Source organism: Ruegeria sp. YTSA105, assembly GCF_059610225.1.
This window is the reverse complement of the sequence record NZ_JBXWNE010000004.1, coordinates 130,386-148,460: the sequence shown is the minus strand read 5'-3', so window position 1 is coordinate 148,460 and position 18,075 is coordinate 130,386. Positions and strand designations below refer to the sequence as shown.

16 protein-coding genes are annotated in these 18,075 nt (G+C 56.2%); 6 read left to right on the top strand and 10 right to left on the bottom strand.

Annotation, left to right across the window (positions count from 1 at the left end; translation table 11 throughout):
• Nucleotides 1-49: 49 nt before the first annotated feature.
• Nucleotides 50-946: a CPBP family intramembrane glutamic endopeptidase gene (locus tag AC2FH2_RS07500; protein WP_496693760.1), complete on the bottom strand. Its 897-nt coding sequence runs from the start codon at nt 944-946 to the stop codon at nt 50-52.
• On the bottom strand, nt 939-4,037 hold the full coding sequence (locus AC2FH2_RS07495) for an ABC transporter transmembrane domain-containing protein (protein WP_496823246.1): 3,099 nt from the start codon (nt 4,035-4,037) through the stop codon (nt 939-941). Before AC2FH2_RS07495 ends, AC2FH2_RS07500 begins: the two co-directional genes overlap by 8 nt.
• Before the next feature lie 246 nt (nt 4,038-4,283).
• Between AC2FH2_RS07495 and AC2FH2_RS07490 the strand changes: the two genes are divergently transcribed.
• A complete protein-coding gene (locus tag AC2FH2_RS07490; RefSeq protein WP_271948884.1) occupies nt 4,284-5,045 on the top strand; it encodes a DUF6478 family protein in 762 nt (253 codons plus the stop codon).
• 10 nt (nt 5,046-5,055) lie between these two features.
• On the top strand, nt 5,056-5,403 hold the full coding sequence (locus tag AC2FH2_RS07485; protein WP_496689313.1) for a hypothetical protein: 348 nt from the start codon (nt 5,056-5,058) through the stop codon (nt 5,401-5,403).
• Nucleotides 5,404-5,477: 74 nt separating this feature from the next.
• Here the strand turns inward: AC2FH2_RS07485 and AC2FH2_RS07480 are convergent, their stop codons facing one another.
• Entirely contained in the window at nt 5,478-6,176 is a 699-nt protein-coding gene (locus AC2FH2_RS07480; RefSeq protein ID WP_496689311.1) for a helix-turn-helix transcriptional regulator, read from the bottom strand.
• Between the two features lie 133 nt (nt 6,177-6,309).
• On the opposite strand from AC2FH2_RS07480, the gene AC2FH2_RS07475 reads away from it, so the two are divergent.
• A complete protein-coding gene (locus AC2FH2_RS07475) occupies nt 6,310-6,666 on the top strand; it encodes a VOC family protein (protein ID WP_142636355.1) in 357 nt (118 codons plus the stop codon).
• 125 nt (nt 6,667-6,791) lie between these two features.
• Here AC2FH2_RS07475 and AC2FH2_RS07470 read toward each other — a convergent pair whose 3' ends face one another.
• From AC2FH2_RS07470 to AC2FH2_RS07445, 6 genes are all read right to left on the bottom strand, one after another.
• Nucleotides 6,792-8,132 (bottom strand): S41 family peptidase, encoded by a 1,341-nt coding sequence (locus AC2FH2_RS07470; protein ID WP_142636359.1) that lies wholly within the window; start codon nt 8,130-8,132, stop codon nt 6,792-6,794.
• 6 nt (nt 8,133-8,138) lie between these two features.
• A complete protein-coding gene (locus AC2FH2_RS07465; RefSeq protein ID WP_496823245.1) occupies nt 8,139-9,269 on the bottom strand; it encodes a murein hydrolase activator EnvC family protein in 1,131 nt (376 codons plus the stop codon).
• Nucleotides 9,266-10,783, bottom strand: coding sequence for a 2,3-bisphosphoglycerate-independent phosphoglycerate mutase (gene gpmI / locus AC2FH2_RS07460; RefSeq protein ID WP_496823244.1), 1,518 nt, complete (start codon nt 10,781-10,783; stop codon nt 9,266-9,268). Before gpmI ends, AC2FH2_RS07465 begins: the two co-directional genes overlap by 4 nt.
• Nucleotides 10,784-10,887: 104 nt before the next feature.
• On the bottom strand, nt 10,888-12,561 hold the full coding sequence (locus AC2FH2_RS07455; protein WP_496693764.1) for a sulfatase-like hydrolase/transferase: 1,674 nt from the start codon (nt 12,559-12,561) through the stop codon (nt 10,888-10,890).
• A gap of 66 nt (nt 12,562-12,627) precedes the next feature.
• On the bottom strand, nt 12,628-12,864 hold the full coding sequence (gene nqrM / locus AC2FH2_RS07450; protein WP_271948901.1) for a (Na+)-NQR maturation NqrM: 237 nt from the start codon (nt 12,862-12,864) through the stop codon (nt 12,628-12,630).
• A gap of 14 nt (nt 12,865-12,878) precedes the next feature.
• Nucleotides 12,879-13,904 (bottom strand): FAD:protein FMN transferase, encoded by a 1,026-nt coding sequence (locus AC2FH2_RS07445; protein ID WP_496823243.1) that lies wholly within the window; start codon nt 13,902-13,904, stop codon nt 12,879-12,881.
• 363 nt (nt 13,905-14,267) lie between these two features.
• Between AC2FH2_RS07445 and AC2FH2_RS07440 the strand changes: the two genes are divergently transcribed.
• The gene (locus AC2FH2_RS07440) at nt 14,268-14,792 is read left to right on the top strand and encodes a CBS domain-containing protein (protein WP_271948907.1); all 525 of its coding nucleotides are present in this window, start codon (nt 14,268-14,270) and stop codon (nt 14,790-14,792) included.
• Nucleotides 14,793-14,795: 3 nt separating this feature from the next.
• Here the strand turns inward: AC2FH2_RS07440 and AC2FH2_RS07435 are convergent, their stop codons facing one another.
• Nucleotides 14,796-15,566 (bottom strand): metallophosphoesterase family protein, encoded by a 771-nt coding sequence (locus AC2FH2_RS07435; RefSeq protein WP_496713631.1) that lies wholly within the window; start codon nt 15,564-15,566, stop codon nt 14,796-14,798.
• Between the two features lie 159 nt (nt 15,567-15,725).
• Here AC2FH2_RS07435 and AC2FH2_RS07430 point away from each other — a divergent pair, with 159 nt between their 5' ends.
• Complete coding sequence (locus AC2FH2_RS07430) at nt 15,726-16,739, top strand: GDP-mannose 4,6-dehydratase (protein WP_281995105.1); 1,014 nt, start codon at nt 15,726-15,728, stop codon at nt 16,737-16,739.
• 5 nt (nt 16,740-16,744) lie between these two features.
• The gene (tviB, locus tag AC2FH2_RS07425; RefSeq protein ID WP_142636375.1) at nt 16,745-18,028 is read left to right on the top strand and encodes a Vi polysaccharide biosynthesis UDP-N-acetylglucosamine C-6 dehydrogenase TviB; all 1,284 of its coding nucleotides are present in this window, start codon (nt 16,745-16,747) and stop codon (nt 18,026-18,028) included.
• The last annotated feature ends 47 nt before the right edge of the window (nt 18,029-18,075 follow it).

The window sequence follows — 18,075 nt, the reverse complement described above, 5'->3', positions numbered from 1 at the left end:
TGCTAGTACGGCGTTGACGTCACATAAGACGCTACGGAAAGAATTGCAATCAGCGCCTGAGCGCAAGGCGCGCGATAAACCAGCTGACAATCATCACGGCAAAATCCACATATAACCATTGCCGCAATGTCAGAGTATCGGTCATATCAAAGGGCAGTACAAATAAGGCAAGACCGCTGAGGGTGTCAGGTAGCGAGACAAACAAGAGCGCTATGACATTGTTGAAAAAATGCAGCGCTATGGCCGGGCCCAGGGTTCCCGCCCGCGCGGTCAAATCCGCAGCCAAAAGTCCAAACAGACCAGTCCACAGCACCAGCAACTCTGCATTGCCGCCCGCCGCATCGGGCGAATAGTGCCCCACTGCGAATAGAAGCGACGGTACCCCCATCCAGATGATCGGAGAACGAAATCGCGCCGCCAGGCTTTGCTGCATATATCCGCGGAAAAGCAGCTCCTCTGCACTGATTTGGACAAACACAGCCAATAGCGACAGAGGCAGGAATACCAGCCAAACCGAAAAGGACAGGTTTTGAACAAGCGGCGCGCCCAAAATGACGTGCGGCACGGTTACGATAACCACGCCAAGCACCATCAGGGCGCGCAGCACAAGCCAGAACTGTCTGGCCGCTTTGCCCCGAGTCCCTAAAATAGAACCCAGGGACCGCTTCTGAAACTGTCGCGCTGCGGTCCACACACCAAATGTGACAAACCCAAAGCTTGACAGCAGGATCACCATCGAGATCGGGGTCGAGCCGTTCATCAACCCGCTGGCCCATTCCTGCGGTCCGGCCACGGTTACGACTGCAAACAGGATCAGATTGAAGACGGTTGCAACGACCACGATTGTTGCCAGGCCGGCCAGCAGGCGCCACAGCTGTGGTTTGTCGCGTGCGTCGGCGACCAGTTGCTCATGCGGGGCGTAAGAGGGCGCGCGGATTTCAGACATTCTGGTGGGAACTTTCGGTCTGGTCCTCATCATCGAAGAACAAGGTCGATGCTTTGGTGGCGTTGATCTTTTCCGAAATGGTTGTCAGGTATCCGGCAACTGTTTCAAGCAACTGAACCGCAACGCTTGCATCGCTTTCGATCACCGCGCGCAGTTCCACTGCACCAATCCGCAGGAATGAACAGTTTTCGCCTGCCACAAGATCCAACTGTCTGGTCTCACCGGTGATAACAGACAGATCACCGATCAGGCGCCCGGGTTCAATGACAGATATGGACCGAGTCGAACCGTCTTCTTCGTGCCACATAAGCTTCGCATGACCCGAAATGCACAGATAGGCCGCATCCGGCGCCTGCCCACGAGAGAAAATGACCTGACCAGCGGCAGCATCATACCACTGCGCCGAAAACGCCAGCAATCTCTGGTTGCGACCGTCGATATTGGCAAAAAGCGGAGTTGATGAGATAATCTTCAGCTTGCGGCTGAGGTCAGCGGTGGTGCCGGATTCTTGTTCGAGCTGCGTTTTCGAGACACCGTCAATGCGGCCATCCTTGATTTCAACAAACAGATCATAGGCCTCGGGATGGGCGAAACTGTCCTCCATGAAAATCATGATGGAATCGGGCAGCAGTTCGCGCAGTTTCAACCGGGTGCGTAAACGGCTCTCAGAGTCATGGCTGGCCAACGCTTTATCCAGGATTAGCAAATCCGGCCGTTTAATCCCGGCGCGCGAGAAGGCAATTCGTTCCTGAAAGACGGTTGTCAGATTGTTCCCACCCAGCCCTGCGGACAGATCATAGACGATGGCCGCTGCCTGTCTGCGCAGACCTGCGGCATTGATCACTTCGGCAACCACATCCTCTATCTCGTCAGCATGAGCTCCCGCCGTCACAGACACCCGCCCGAAAAGCGCATTTTCCATAACCGTCATACGCGCGATGTATGTGTCCGGTGTGACCGGTACAAATATCTCCTGCAGGCTTCCACGTAGCCTTTCGCCCTGTTCAGTGCGGATTTTCAGAATCTTCTGTTTGTATTCATCCGGGAAATCAGGGCCTATCTGTTCGGCGGTCAGCAGGAACGGAACAGTCAGAAGAAAGGCGTGTTCGCGCTGCGACAGCTCGTCCACTCCTTTTGCCTTGCGCTTGTCTTCGATCGCCAGCAGCCGGTGGAACATATCCTTGCTCAAGCCCAGGCGCAGGAACAGCGGATGGTCGGTTCCGTCCCGCCCAAAAGCATGGTTCAGCGTTTCTAGAACAGCGCTTGAGATACTCAGCGCGTCGTCATCAAGCTCATGTGTACGCAGCATCTGCATGAACCGATTATCGCCGGCCAGAATGTCCGGCGAGATTTCCTGCGACGGTGCTGCATAAAGAAGGTTGCCGCCCAAAGGCACAGTTGGGTTGAACCTGTCCGGATCGAACCGGTAGACAAAGCGGTCCAGATCTTTTTCCACCAACTTGTCACGGATGGGGCCACGGAGGTCGATGATATTTTGCACAAACTCGGGATGCTGATCCGGATTCAACTGGCTGCGCAGGGTGCGGCGGAACATGAATTCATCCGTTCCCATCGCCTCGACCAGCTTGAACCACCAATCCTGGATGTCGTCAGTGTTATTGAGCCCGGCCAGACCGGGATCAATCCATTCATCTGACAGCGAATCCACCGAGTTCCCCGCTCGCGCGGCCTCGATCTGGCGGCGGCTAGGGGCCCTGGCGGCGTCGGCTTCATGCTGAGGGCGTGTTTTCAGGGGCATCATCAAGTTGTCCCCAATCGACCCATCAAACAGATATGGTCGAGAATAGGCATATCCGATCCGCGCCGCGATGACGGATTGGTGCAAGGATTGGATGTCATGCCCGGCAATTGTGACGTCGCCCTGAACCGGCAGCAATTCGCGGGTCAGCAGCTGAGCCAATGCCCCTCTTTCGGCCGCATTCGAGGATTTGATGGCCACGCGGGCCCCTTTGGGTATGACGAGGTCTATATCCTCGAGAACAGTTTTCCCATCGTTATCCCGAACGGTAATATTCTGCAGCTTGATCTCGCCAGTCAGATGCGGAATGGAATCAGGCTCGCCCTCGAAAAGCTCTTCGGGCACCATGTTGTCGGGTGCGAAGCGTTCGGTCACGATTTCCCACCGCAACGACATGTCCTGAACCTGATTGTAATAGGTCAGCAGATCCTTCCAAGGTCCGCTAAGATCCTTATATGCTCCCAGGGCCGCCACCAGCGCGCCCACTGTTACCTCGCCCGTGATCGCCAGGTATCCGCCCACCGAATAAAACATGAACGGGGTCATCTGAGTGATCAGATTGTTGAGAAACTTCATGAAGAACTTTTTGTTATAGATCTTGAATCGGATCTCGAACAAAGTTCCCAAACGATGGCTGAACTGGGCCAATCTGTGCCGCCAGCCTCCGTTGGTGCGCAGATCACTGATCCCGGCTGCGCTTTCGCCGATTTCTGAGCTCAAGCGCCTAACTTCCTGGATTCGGTCTTTGTTCAACAGGTTGATCTGGCGCTGCAATTTTGGAATCAACCAAGCCTGCAGCGGAATCAGCGCAATACTTGCAAGACCAAACCACACGCTTTGCATGAACAGAAACGTCACAATGGTCATCATCTGACCAAACTGGAATACAGGTTGTGCGATCGCATCTCCCATCAGGCCGCCCATCGGTTCAGCCTCGGACGTGATCATCGACACCAACTCGCCCTGACTGGTGGTGGCAAAATAGGATTTCGGGAACCGCAGAGTTCGGTGGATCAGCGTGTACCTCAGTCGGCGTAACATGCGTTCGGCCAACACACCTTTCATCGTGTTGATCCGCATTTTCATCAGACCGCTGGCGATGACCGTCGCCAGAAAGGCCAGACACAGAATCAACAAATACTGCACCTGCGTCACCGTAACTCCTAAGAAAGTTACCGAGCTGCCTGGTGCACCAATCGCATCGTTAATGATCTGCTTGGGCAGCTCCAGTGATGCATAGAGGAAGGGAAAAGAAAACAATGTCAGCAGCAACAATACCAGTTGCTGTTTCTTGGAATGCTTCCAGATGAATGCGAATAGAGTGGGTTCCATGCCCCGTCTTTGCCTCGGAAATATTGCTATAGGGTTATAACGGATGGTCCACTGCAATCAGGTGTCAGACGGTACGCACTGACCGGGTCGATTGCAAGAACGGCGCCCTCCATAACAGGTCACAACTTTGCTGCCTAGCCAAAAGCGTGTTCACATTTCCGGTAATTTACCGACGCTATGATGCAAATCGGCTTTATCCTCGGGTGGATATCCGACAAAAGATGTGTGGAGCAATAGATTGGGATCATGGGCAAGCTACTGGATCGCTATATTCACCGCAAAGCACTGACGCGCTGGCAGCGGGACGCCCGGGCAGCGCCCGAGGCTGTGCTTTCTGAATTGCGGCTGCAGCGTGATGATGCACGTCGCTTGCGATCCGAGCTGGATGCGCTGATCCTTCAGGCCAACAGCCGCCTTACACGGCCTGTGGCGGGATCAACCCATTTCCCGAAACCGTTGGGCACCGACTGGAGCTGGAGGCCCGAGCTGTGGCGCTATCCTCAGCCCCGCCCCGGTGTCGCCTCGGCCCCGCGTAAGGCACGTATCAACGATGAGGCAACGCTGTTTCACGACTGTCCGCGCCAGGAAATCAGCACGCGCCAGATCAGGAACACGCGCAAGCATGATCTGTCACCGTTCAGCTTGGCGGTCGAGGTTTTCGGGTTCGAGGGATCATTTCTCTCTCTCTCTATCGAGCTTCCACAAGAGGCTGTGCAAGGGCTGACGCAGCAGCATCTGATCCGAGTCGATTGCCATATTGAGGCCGAACGCCCACAGGAATTGTTCGCGCGGCTCAATATTCGACACGGCCCAAACGCCGAACAGGTTCTGCGCAAACTTGATCCCACTGGTCCTTCAAACAGCGTGGATTTTGATCTTGCACATTTACCACTGAATGAACGCCGCATGGACAAAGTCTGGCTGGATATCATTCTGGATAATCCTCGGATGAACCGGATAGTGTTGCAGGACCTGACCGTCTGTCGTCACCATCGCGCCGATTTATGAGAACCCAGCCATGACCGATCTGATACTCACATCACTGGGCCTGGAAAATGGCACCTGGATGGGCCACCTGCAGGCTGATACGCAGCCCGAGATCAGCGTGTCCTACCGTGGTGACGCGCTGGATGAGGTTCACCTGTCACCAGCCGACACCGGATGGGAGCTTCGTGTACAGGTGCCTGATGTGGCCCTGTCTGACGGGGTCCATAGTTTTGTAATCTCAGATTCTGTTTCAGGGCTTAAACTGGGCGGGTTCTCGATCATTGCAGGAAACGCCGCCGCCGATGACCTGCGCGCCGAACTGGACCTGATGCGAGCAGAGCTTGATATGCTAAAACGAGTCTTTCGCCGGTCTCAGTAGGCGGTAGAAGGGCGGACGAAGTGCGTGCCTATAATTCAGGTGTCATTGTACGCTTACTGTTGGCCATGACCCGATCACATCGAAGAATCATCAATTACCAATGAGGGTTGAAATTTTTCTTTCGGCAGGAGCTTGAAGCGCGTTTCGCCCATTGAGGCCCCAAGCATCCGGTCGCACCGAAATGTCCTTGGTTCGTTTCTCAGACGGTCGATCGCAACGACGTACCAAATGGGATACTTCAACAAGAGATACTGAGGCTCAATTTGCCGGTTGGAAATAACACCGTCTTCTCTTTGATATTGCAGCTCCAAGACCTTTTGATCGACGAAAGCCTGATGAACCGCTTGCACAATCCTTTTTGGTGGGGCGCTCGCGCTGGCTTGAACATAAGTCGAAGCCGTGACGCCTATGAGAATACGGGACTTGAGCTGGTTCACCTTGTTGCGTTTCTCGGGTGAAAACGAGGCCACAAGCTGCCGCCTTACCGATGCCAAGTTCGCAAGCAACATTGGTGATTTCATCTGCTCTGCGACAGCGATGCTGATTAGCAGATCGACCGCCTCAGCGTATGTCAGGTTCATGCGACCAACGCCCCAGTTGCGGTCGAGGCGCACACCTCCTCCACGACCGCGATCAGCGTCTATCTGCATGCCTTGGTCCCGCATAAGCACAAGGTCGCGGGCTATCGTGCGCATGCTGACACCATGCTGTTGCGCCAAGTCTCTAACCGTACAATGGGCATCTTGCTTGAGTTGAACCGCAAGCAATTCCAATCGCCTCAGTCTGTTGTGTGTATTAGCCCGTGCCATGAATCAAATAAGACATAAAATGGCACATTAGTCGATATAGCTTGGGTCACTGAAACCAATGCCTGACGCAGGCCACTCACTTGCAGGAGCTAAATCGATGAAAATGAATTACTTTGTTGTCGGAACGAATGACATGGCAGCTGCAAGAACCTTCTACGACACACTGTTTTCGCAATCGGGTCTCCAAAGCATGTCGCCTTCAGAAAGAATGACTTACTGGCTTGGAAAGGATTTTGCCTTCGCCGTGGCCAAACCCTTCGACACGTTGCCGGCCACCAACGGTAATGGAACGATGGTTGGATTTTGCGTTGGTGGCGAAGCAGAAGTCAGAAGGCTGCACGCTTTAGCCACAGATCTCGGGGGTGATTGTGAGGGGGCCCCCAACCAACGCGGGCCAAAGTTCTCTGCATACGTTCGAGACCTGGATGGAAACAAGATGTGTTTTTCTGACTAGCTTTTCACAGAGCGGACGTTGGTTGGGAGACAACATAGGTGGCATCGGGCTCTAATCAGCCACCTTACCTCGATCGGCAGCGGCCCCATCAGGAAAAGGGCCGCCTGTCAGGCGGCCCGGTTTCTTTATTGCGATGGCCCGTCCGGGTTGAAGGCTGACAGCCCCTTGAGGATGTCGATGGCATAGGCCAGCTGGTAATCCTCTTCCCGCAATTCGGCGGTGGCTTCGGCCTTGGCCCTATCTTCTTCGATCTGGCGGATTTCATCCTCGCTCAGGCTGTCATTGTTCAGACTGCCACGCAGATCGGCCTCGGAACGGGTGTTCCCATTGGCCTCTTCTTCCTCGGTCTCCGGGGCTGGGCGGGGCTGTTCAACGATGATGTCGGGGCTGACACCAAGCGCCTGAATCGAACGGCCCGATGGCGTGTAATAACGCGACGTGGTCAAACGCATCGCACCATCGCTCCGCAGTGGCATAACGGTCTGGACCGAGCCCTTGCCGAAACTTTTGGTTCCCACAACGATTGCGCGGCGATGATCCTGCAGCGCGCCGGCTACAATCTCGGATGCCGAGGCGGACCCGCCATTGATCAGCACGACAATCGGCTTTCCTTCTGCCAGATCACCCACTGTTGCGTTGAAACGCTCACCATCGCTTGGATCGCGGCCACGGGTTGATACGATCTCACCCTCGTTTAGGAATGCGTCCGAAACCTTGATTGCCTGTGTCAGCAGACCACCGGGATTGTTGCGCAGGTCCAGAACGACACCATTCACCTTGTCGATCCCTCCGGCCTCTTCGATCTGCTCGGCCAGACCTTCCTGCAAGTTGGGATAGGTTTGGTCGTTAAAGGTGGTCACACGCAGAACCACACTGGTCCCTTCGGTGCGCGCGCGTACTGCCGTCAGTTTGATTGTGTCGCGGATGATAGGCACGTCAAAAGGTTCCTGTTCACCCTCGCGGACAACGGTGATCACGATTTCCGAGCCCACCGGCCCGCGCATCAGATCGACCGCTTTGTCCAGGGTCAGGCCCAGTATGCTTTCGCCATCGACATGGGTGATGAAATCTCCGGCTTCGATCCCGGCCTCATCCGCAGGCGTATCGTCGATCGGCGAGACAACTTTGACAAAGCCCTCTTCCTGCGTGACTTCGATACCCAGACCGCCAAACTCGCCACGGGTCTGGACCCGCATTTGTTCGGCATCATCCGGCGACAGATAGCTGGAATGCGGATCCAGCGAGGTCAGCATACCGTCAATGGCCGCCTCAATCAGGTCTTCGGGCTCAACCTCTTCGACATATTGCGCGCGGATGCGTTCGAAAATATCGCCAAACAGATCCAGCTGTTCATAGACACTGGCCTTGTTTTCGGCTTCTTGGGCAAGCAACGGACCGGCGATCTGCGTCGTTACAATCAGGCCTGCAATAGTTCCAGCCAAACCGGCCATCACAAATTTCTTCATACTCGTTTATCCATCCTTGTCGGTCCGAAACCACGATTCCGGGTCCACGGGGCTGTTATCCTGTCTTACCTCTATATAGAGCGTTTCTGACCGGTCAGTTCCAGTGCCATCACCGCTTGTTGACAAAATTGCGCCGATTTCCTTCGATTCTGCAGGCATCAATCCGACTGGCGTCCCCCGGGGAATCACCTGACCGGCTTCTCCGTAGACCTCTTGTAGCCCGGAAAAGACAAATAGAAGCCCCGGTTGCGGCTCGAGGATCACCAGATTCCCCAACTCCAGTAGTGGCCCGCGATACCGTATCGTGGCCGCCGTTGGCGAGGTGACTATTGCGCGCGGTCGGGTGCCCAATACGATACCAGGGCGTTTGACACCGGCCGCATCGGTTTCATTTGCCCGGTGCAGGATGATGCCCTGCGTCGGCAGCGCAATTTGACCCTTGATACTTGATATATCCGCATCCGTTTCGGCGATTTGCCCTTCGGAGATCTGGGAAAGCCCGCTGGCAAAACCGTCAAGCGTTTCAGTCGATGAGATCAGGATCGCTGTGCGGATCGGGTCCTCGACAAAGCGGCGCGGCAAATCCGTTCGGTCTGCGATGGCGGTGCTGAGCTGGGTGCGGGCATTCTGAACGCCGGTCAAGCCCTCGACCAAGGTTTCCGAGGCGCTTTGCTGCAACAATCGCAGCGTGCGCACTTCTAGAAGATCACGCGCAAGAGACTGCGCTTTTGCGTTCAGACCCGGCGTAACCTCGGACAGCATCATACCGGCCCGGGCCGAGCCCAACGGCCCTGACGGGTGTAGCATCAGAACCGGAGGCGCCGTGGTTTCGATCGTTTGTAATACGCCCAACAGCTGTGCCACGTCCTTTTCCCGACTGCGCAACTCGGCTGTTAACTGGGCTTCGCGTGTTGCCGCCCGTCGTAGGCCATCCCGCATGGCCGACAGGCCCGCCTCATACGCCTGTATGGTTTCGGTCAGGGCGCGGACCCGGTCGCGGGCGCTTTCGGCCTCGGTCAACGATACTGATGCCTGCTCAAGCATCTGCGCTGCATTCAATGCAGCGGTCGCGGGGTCGGTCTGGGCAACCGCCCTGGATGCAAAGAAAATCGCCAGAAGCAGCGCACGAAGCGTCATGAAAGCAGGCTCTTTCCAGTCATTTCAGGGGGCTGATCCAACGCCATCAGTTCCAGTAGTGTGGGCGCCAGATCGGACAGGCGACCATCCCGCAAGGATACCCCTGCTGGTCCCCCGACTAACGCCACGGGCACGGGGTTCAGCGTATGGGCTGTATGCGGCCCGCCGGTTTCGGGATCGACCATCATCTCGCAATTTCCATGATCGGCCGTTACAATCATTGCGCCCCCCACTTTTTCCAACGCGGCGACCACTTGCGCCAGCCCTTGATCCACAGCCTCACAGGCGCGGATTGCCGCTTGCAGGTCGCCGGTATGCCCAACCATATCCGGATTGGCATAGTTGGTTATGATCAGATCATAGCCCGCCCCGATGGCTTCGACGAATTTTGCGGTTACTTCGGCCGATGACATCTCGGGTTGCAGGTCGTAGGTCGCCACTTTGGGTGATTTAGGCATAAAGCGGTCTTCGTTCGCCTCAGGCACTTCCTTGCCGCCATTGAGGAAGAAGGTCACATGCGGGTACTTCTCGGTCTCGGCCAGTCGGAACTGGCTGAGCCCATTTTTTGCCACCCATTCGCCCAGTGTATTGATGATGTCACGTTTGGGGAAAACAGTGGTCATATAAGCGCTGTGCCCGTCGGAATATTCGACCATGCCCAGCAGGGCTGAAAGCTGTGGGCGCGCGCCGGTGTCGAAATCATCAAAGCCGGGTTCGCCAATCGCCCGCAGAATCTCGCGGGCCCGGTCGGCGCGGAAGTTGAGGCAGAAGAACCCGTCTCCGTCTTTGATGCCGTGATAGCCGTCGAGGACGGTCGGAACGATGAACTCGTCCGTTTCCGACTGCTGATAGGCCTGATCCACGGCATTGCGCGCCGAAACAGCGCTGCGCCCTTTCCCCTTGATCATTGCACCATAGGCTTCGCTAACACGTTCCCATCGGTTGTCGCGGTCCATGGCAAAATAGCGCCCGCAGACCGAGGCAACACGGGCGCCGTCGGGCAAGCGCTCCTCAAGCTCTGTGATATAGGTCAGCACTGATTTCGGGGCCACATCCCGGCCATCCGTAACCGCGTGCAAGGCAACGGGCACACCAGAATCCGTTATCGCCTTTGCCGCAGCAATGATATGGTTCAGGTGGCCATGCACTCCCCCGTCCGAGACCACCCCCAACAGATGTGCGGTGCCACCTGCAGCCTTTACCTTACCGATAAAGTTCTGCAGCGCGGAGTTGGCAAAGAAAGAACCGTCCTCAATCGCCAGATCAATCTGGCCCAAATCCATCGCAACAACGCGGCCAGCCCCAATATTTGTGTGACCGACTTCGGAATTGCCCATCTGACCACTTGGCAGACCAACATCCGGACCATGGGTGATCAGCTTGGCGTGTGGGCCCTTGGCCATGATCGCATCAAATGTTGGCGTGTCGGCAAGGTAAGGCGCATTGGCCTCGGTGTCCTCGGACAGGCCCCAGCCATCAAGAATACACAGGACGACGGGTTTCGGGGCGGTCATTTCGGCTCTCCGGGTTTGCTGCTCTTGGTTGGTCTTGTATCGCCTGCCCCGCGCAGGGTGAACCGCCTTTTGCCCTGATCAGGTCAGAATTCATGTTACAAAGGCTATTCCTTGCCGGTATGGTCCTGATAGGGGCGCGCTTTGCGGCCTCTGTATTTCACGGTCAATTCCAGTGGTGCGTCGTTTTCGTCATAGATTCCAATAACCACCCCTCTGCCCCGACTATTGGTGCGCATATCGATCAGTTGCTGTTCGGAACGTGTTGTGCGCTGCGACGGGCGACGCGCCCAAGTGAACAGATGGTCATACATCTTGGCGATGATATCCGCGTGTTCAGCACTGTTGCCAAGGTCGGTTAGTTCATTCGGGTCGTTTTCAAGATCGAACAGCAGTGGCCGATGCCCGCCTTCGCAATGGATCAGCTTCCAATTCTTGTTGGCCACCATGAACATCACTGCATCCCGAACCGAGGCATTCAGCTTTTCCGCCATGGGCGAGGCGGAATAGTCATACTCACTGATTGCCACTTCCCGAGGTGTCTCGACCTGATGGCCACGCAAGATCGGCAACAAGGAGTGACCTTCCAGAATGTGACCCGACGCTTCGCCTCCGGCTATGTCCAAGAATGTTGGGGCGAGGTCGATGGACTCGACCAGCGCGTCGCTGACAGTGCCACGGGTTGCCTCAGCCTCGGGGGATGGGTCATAGATGATTAACGGCACCTTGACCGATGCGTCCTGGAAAAAGGTCTTCTCACCCATCCAGTGATCGCCCAGAAAATCCCCGTGGTCCGAGGTTAACACGATCATCGTGTCCTCCATCCGACCCGTCTTTTCCAGCCATGCGAACAGCCGGCCCATTTGGTCGTCGGCCTGCTTGATCAGACCCATATAAGCGGGGATCACGGCGTCGCGCACATCCTGCCGCGAGAACGCCTCGCCAACCTTGGTGTCCATGAATGCCCGGAGCACCGGATGGGCATTCCGGCGTTCCGCCTCAGACCGGACCACGGGCAGGATATGTTCCGGTCCGTACATTGAGGCATAGGGTTCCGGCACGACATAGGGCCAATGCGGTTTGATAAAGCTCAGGTGGCAGCACCAGGGGCCGTCATGGGTTTCCATGAATTCGATCCCGCGCCCGGTCAGATAGGGCGTTTCGCTATCTTCCTCGGCAATATTCGCCGGCTGGGACGAGTTCTTGAGAAACCAGCCCGACAGAACATTGCCATCAGCGTCGAGACCTGAATTGGCGAAGTCATGCCAGGGATTGTCGCTGTCATATCCTTTGGCCGATAGATATTTGTTGTATTCCTTGGCTCCGTCCGGGTCATAATACCCATCCGGCCCTTCGGGCAGCATTCCGTCATCACGCTCGAACACGTCGAACCCGCATTCGGCCACGCGCGCACCAATCAGACTGTCCGGCTCCAGCCCCAGCCGCGCCATGCCTTCAGCATCCGCGCGCATATGGGTTTTGCCCACCAGCCAACAGTCCATCCCGGCCTTGCGCAGATGATCACCCATGGTCATCTCACCCACTTTCAGCGGGATACCGTTCCAAGAAGCCCCATGCGAATGCACATAGCGCCCGGTATAGGTCGACATACGGGAGGAACCGCAAATAGGAGACTGAATATAGGCCCTGTCGAACCGCACGCCACGCGCAGCCAAGCGGTCTATGTTGGGGGTGTGCAGATGCGGATGCCCGTAACAGCTCAGATAGTCCCAGCGCAGCTGGTCGAACATGATGAACAGGATGTTTCTTGCTTTGGCCAAATCTGCGCCCCCGTTATTCAGGGACCTGCTTAGCCAATTCCAACCGCCAAACGAAGCGCTAAGTTATTAGGCTTGCCGTTCCATCTGCTCAAGCATCTTTTGGGCGCGTTTGCACTGAAGCTTGTCGCGCAAGGGGCTGTTAGGGTCCACGTCCTTTTGGCAGACCACACATTTATCCGCCCCCGAGATCGCATTCAGGCCACCGCAGCTGCCCTTGATGGTCTTACCCATCAACATCACACCCAGCGACATGCCAACCATGATGATCAGCAGCAGAATGAAGGCCAGAATAAAAGTGCTCATCTCAGCTCAACCCGTCAGTTGGTGCCCAACGCCTCTTTGAACGCTGTGCTGTGTACCGTGATATAGGCATCCGCACCGCCTGTCACATCCCGCGAGATGAAATACACGGCAAGTTTATGCGTCTCGGCAAGTTTCAAACCCTTTTCCTGACCCAAGGCCAACATCGCTGTCGCCCAAGCATCTGCCATCATAGCATTTTCGGCCAGTACCGTGACCGAAGTGGTCCGATGCGTGATCGGGCGACCAGTAGTTGGGTCAATGATATGCGAATACCGCACACCATCTTGTTCAAAGAAATTCTTGTAATCGCCGGATGTCGCCATACCCAGATCATCAAGCTGTACGATCAACTGCAGATTCTGCGCATCGGCCTGGGGTTTTTCGATCCCGATCCGCCAAGTTTCACCCTTGTCGTTATCGCCTCTTGTGACCAGATCGCCGCCGATCTCGACCATATAGTCCTCAATCCCAGCCGAGCGCAGCGTTTCGGCCACGGCGTCGATGCCATACCCCTTGGCAATGGCGGACAGGTTAATGCCGACTCCGGCATCGGCCTTCGCCAAAGTTCCGGCATCGCGATCCAGTTGCAGCAATCTGGCCTGTCCGACCCTGCCCAAAGCCGCCTGGATGTCAGCATCTGCGGGCACCGGATCTTCCGGTTTGCGCGGACCAAAGCCCCACAGCTCGATCAGCGGGCCGAGAGTCACGTCGAATGTACCCCCGGATTTCTCGTGCACATCATTCGCGGCATCAAGCACCAGCGCAAATTCATCCGAAACGGCTACAGGTTCAGTGCTGCCCGAGTCCGAGAAGGTCGAAACCTCGGAATTCGGGTCCCAGTTCGACATCTTTGCGTTAACTTCGGCCAGTGTCTGTTCGACCGCACCCGCCAGTGCTTCTTCATCAACATCGACACCGATGGCCGTGATGTTGAAGGTCGTCCCCATCGTTTCGCCTGACAGGCGTACCACCTCGGGCTCTTTGTCGAACAAGCAGCCGGAAATAAGTGTGGCGACAGCCAGGACTGGCAAGAAACGCATATGGGTCCCTCCTGAGGAAAAGCGTGCCCGGCATATGACAGCGGCCCCAATCAGAGTCAAACCTGCATCAGGCTTTCAGCGGCAGGAAGCCTAGCGCCAACAAACCGATTCCGGCGGGCACCCCGAACAGCCATGCTTTCTTCTGCCATCCCGGAGCCTGTTGTTTCCAGGTCATGCGAAAATTATGGCCACAAACGACAACCGCAAAAAATATCAGCGCGGCAACAGGGGGGGTCAGATAAAAGTTGGACAACGGGCCGGATTTCCTTGGTTTTTGGCAGTTTTCCCCGGTTAGGGCATTTGTACCCTATACAGGTCATATGGCTGCGGTAAGGTGAAAAGCAAAGCAAGAGGAGATTGCCCATGGCCCCAAGCTCTTACCAGCCACCGACACGCGGCGACAAGGCCGCGGCTGCCTCGCATAGCCAGTCGGTTGAATCGAACCTTTCTCATACACAGACAACAGTCGAAAAGCTGCTAGTTGGCAAAGGGGACGCGGTTTTTACCGTGCGCCCGAAAGACACAATTCATTCGGTGGTGAATATCCTCAAGGAAAAGCGGATCGGCGCTGTGGTGGTGACAGATCAGAATGGTACGCTTCAGGGTATCCTGTCCGAGCGTGATATTGTGCGCCGTATGGCCGATACTCCCGGCCAGACCCTGCCCCAATCTGTCGAAGATCTGATGACCCGCAGTGTACAGACCTGCGCGCCCGAGGATCTGTTGAACGATGTGCTGAAAACCATGACAGAGGGGCGCTTTCGCCACATGCCCGTCCTCAGCGATGGCCATCTTCGTGGCGTGATCACGATCGGTGATGTCGTGCATTTCCGCCTCAAAGAGCTGGAGTATGAAGCCCTTCGCATGAAGCAGATGATCGTCGGTTGACAGCTATTCCGGCTGCTCGTTGGTTGCGATGAACCGGACCTCGCCGGCGCGAATATCAGTGGCGGTCAACCTGCCACTGAAGAAGGCGCCGGTGTCGATCGAAACAACGCCATTCTCAGCGCGGGGCTCTGACGTGATCGTATGACCATGGACAACCCACTGGCCATCTTCCCGCATCTGCCGTGAGAAATTCGGATGGCCCCACAGGCGGACTTGGCGTGTCTGCTCATCCAATGGCTTGCCTGGGTCCAGCCCTGCATGCACCACGGTGACATTGCCGCTGGTCCAGGTCAGGGGACGGTCGTGCAGCCATGACAGCAAATCTTCTCCCATTGCGCGTCGCAATCTGTCAGCCACCGAGACAGCATCCGCACCAACCGTGTCTTCATCCACACCGGTAATTCCAAATGAGGCGAGCGTCTGCAGACCACCGTTTTGCAGCCAAAGCCTGCCGACCCGTTTTGGGTCATGGGTGAACCGCAACAGCATCTCCTCGTGATTACCCAGCAGGCAAATGAAATCGTTGCCCCGGACCCGGCTAAGGTGCCGTAACTGGTGCAGCACCTGGGCGCTGTAATTGCCACGATCAATGTAGTCCCCGACAAAGATTGTGGGGCAATCTGGATCCAGCCTTGCCAGCAAAGTCTGCAACAGATCCAATCGCCCGTGGATATCCCCCACGGCATAAAACCTCTGGTCAGGCGCGATGTCAGAAACTGAATTCTGTGCCGCCTGAGGTTTTTTCCACCTGGTTTTGATCCAATCCCACACCATCGCAATTTCCTACCCTGACTGGCGGGCAACAACAATCCGCAAGTGAATTCGGGTTCTGGATTGCCCCATTGGCGCGGTTTGTAGGAAAATCCCCTTGACCTTGAGGGGCTGAAAGTATCCCTGATGTTTCAAACGGTTTTGGTTTGGGTCGAGGGTTAAATGAAGCGCGTATTAGTCACAGGCACAGCAGGGTTCATCGGTTTTCACTTGGCAAAACTACTACTGGCCGAGGGGTTTCAGGTTCACGGCTACGATGGGATGACGGATTATTACGACGTCTCGCTCAAGCAGCGCCGCCATCAGATGCTCTTGCAATCCCCTGGGTTTTCCGCAACCGAGGATCTTTTGGAAAACTACGAGCAGCTTGCAAAGGTCGCTGAGGAGTTCCAGCCCGAGGTGATCGTGCATCTCGCGGCGCAGGCTGGTGTCCGCTATAGCCTTGAGGACCCGCGCAGCTATATCAATTCCAACGTGGTCGGCACGTTCAACGTCATGGAAATCGCGCGCGAGCATAAGGTGGATCACCTTCTGATGGCCTCGACATCCTCGGTCTATGGCGCCAACGAGGTCATGCCCTTCACCGAGGTCGAAAAGGCCGACACGCCGCTCACGATTTACGCCGCGACCAAAAAGGCAAATGAGGCGATGGGCCATTCCTATGCCCATTTGTGGAACCTGCCCACGACCATGTTCCGGTTCTTCACCGTCTATGGCACCTGGGGGCGACCCGATCTTGCGCTCTATAAATTTGTGGACGCCATCCTGGATGACCGCCCGATCGATATCTATAACCACGGCGACATGTATCGGGATTTCACCAATGTCGAAGACCTTGTCCGCGGTATCCGACTGCTGATCGACGTCCCTCCGGTGCGGCCGGACAGCGCAGATGAGATTGAAGAAGGTGACAGCCTGTCGCCGGCGGCGCCCTGGCGCGTGGTGAATATCGGCAATGGCGACAAAGTGCGGCTGATGGATTTTATCGAAGCCATTGAGGAAGCTATCGGCAAGAAAGCCATCCGCAATTACATGCCTATGCAGATGGGTGATGTTCCTGCCACTTGGGCGAATAGTGATCTGCTGCAAAAGCTGACCGGCTATCGTCCGCAGACAAATTTCAAAGATGGAATCGCCCAGTTTGTCGAATGGTTCCGCGACTATCATGGTAAGTGACGCATATGCTTGAAACCGACCCCAATTCCCGAAAGATTGCTGTGATCGGGCTGGGTTATGTCGGCCTGCCCCTGGCCGTGGCCTTCGGCAAAATTGGCAAGGTGATCGGATTTGACATCAATGCGGCGCGGGTCGAGGCACTACGCGCTGGCGTAGATGCAACGCATGAGGTTGAGCCACATGACCTGAGCGCGGCGGGCGGCCTGAAATTCACAACCAACCCCTCGGAGATTGCCGATTGCGATACCTATGTCGTAACCGTCCCCACGCCGATCACCGCAGGTAAGCAGCCTGATTTAGCCCCCCTTCTGGCTGCGTCGGAAACAGTTGGCCACGTATTGAAATCCGGTGATTTGGTGATCTACGAATCCACCGTCTATCCCGGCGCAACCGAAGAAGATTGCGTTCCGGTGCTGGAACGCGCCTCGGGCCTGACTTTCAACACGGATTTCTTTGCAGGCTACAGCCCCGAGCGGATCAACCCCGGTGACAAGACCCACCGTATCGCGGACATCTGCAAAGTCACCGCTGGTTCAACCCCGCAGGTCGCTGATCTAGTTGACGCGCTCTATGCCCGGATCATCACCGCTGGAACCTACAAGGCCGAAAGCATCCGCGTGGCTGAGGCCGCGAAGGTGATCGAAAACACCCAGCGCGACCTGAATATCGCTCTGGTGAACGAGTTGGCGATGATCTTCGGTCGCATGGGCATCGATACCGAGGCTGTGCTGCGCGCAGCCGGAACCAAATGGAACTTCCTGCCCTTCCGCCCCGGTCTGGTCGGCGGGCATTGCATCGGCGTGGATCCTTACTACCTGACGCACAAGGCCGAGGCCGTGGGCCATCACCCGCAGATCATCCTTGCAGGGCGGCGCCTGAATGACAGGATGGGCAGCTATGTGGTGTCGCAACTGGTCAAACGTATGACCCGTTGCGGTATCAATGTTGGCGCGGCCCGTGTTCTGGTGATGGGCCTGACGTTCAAGGAAAACTGCCCCGACCTGCGCAACACCCGTGTCGTCGACATTATCGAAGAATTGCAAAGCTATGGCATAAGCGTCGATGTCCACGACCCTCATGCCGACCCCAAAGCTGCGCAAGAAGAATACGACCTGGACCTGATCGACCAACCTGAGCCAGGGCTCTATGATGGGGTCGTCCTGGCCGTCGCGCATGCGGAATATCGGGCACTCGATCCTTTGCAGTTTCGAGCCTATGGCAAAGAAAACAGCGTAGTCTTCGACATCAAATCCTGCCTGCCACGCGAGGCAAGCGACCTGCGCCTGTAATCGAACCAAAAGACCTAAAATGAAACCGGCGCCACAGGGCGCCGGAT

Coding starts and splice junctions, on each gene's coding strand:
- gpmI (WP_496823244.1), bottom strand. CDS start 10,783: ATGACCGCCCCGAAACCCGTCGTCCTGTGTATTCTTGATGGCTGGGGC.
- AC2FH2_RS07435 (WP_496713631.1), bottom strand. CDS start 15,566: ATGGTGTGGGATTGGATCAAAACCAGGTGGAAAAAACCTCAGGCGGCA.
- AC2FH2_RS07445 (WP_496823243.1), bottom strand. CDS start 13,904: ATGCGTTTCTTGCCAGTCCTGGCTGTCGCCACACTTATTTCCGGCTGC.
- AC2FH2_RS07440 (WP_271948907.1), top strand. CDS start 14,268: ATGGCCCCAAGCTCTTACCAGCCACCGACACGCGGCGACAAGGCCGCG.
- nqrM (WP_271948901.1), bottom strand. CDS start 12,864: ATGAGCACTTTTATTCTGGCCTTCATTCTGCTGCTGATCATCATGGTT.
- tviB (WP_142636375.1), top strand. CDS start 16,745: ATGCTTGAAACCGACCCCAATTCCCGAAAGATTGCTGTGATCGGGCTG.
- AC2FH2_RS07500 (WP_496693760.1), bottom strand. CDS start 946: ATGTCTGAAATCCGCGCGCCCTCTTACGCCCCGCATGAGCAACTGGTC.
- AC2FH2_RS07495 (WP_496823246.1), bottom strand. CDS start 4,037: ATGGAACCCACTCTATTCGCATTCATCTGGAAGCATTCCAAGAAACAG.
- AC2FH2_RS07475 (WP_142636355.1), top strand. CDS start 6,310: ATGAAAATGAATTACTTTGTTGTCGGAACGAATGACATGGCAGCTGCA.
- AC2FH2_RS07485 (WP_496689313.1), top strand. CDS start 5,056: ATGACCGATCTGATACTCACATCACTGGGCCTGGAAAATGGCACCTGG.
- AC2FH2_RS07490 (WP_271948884.1), top strand. CDS start 4,284: ATGGGCAAGCTACTGGATCGCTATATTCACCGCAAAGCACTGACGCGC.
- AC2FH2_RS07470 (WP_142636359.1), bottom strand. CDS start 8,132: ATGAAGAAATTTGTGATGGCCGGTTTGGCTGGAACTATTGCAGGCCTG.
- AC2FH2_RS07430 (WP_281995105.1), top strand. CDS start 15,726: ATGAAGCGCGTATTAGTCACAGGCACAGCAGGGTTCATCGGTTTTCAC.
- AC2FH2_RS07465 (WP_496823245.1), bottom strand. CDS start 9,269: ATGACGCTTCGTGCGCTGCTTCTGGCGATTTTCTTTGCATCCAGGGCG.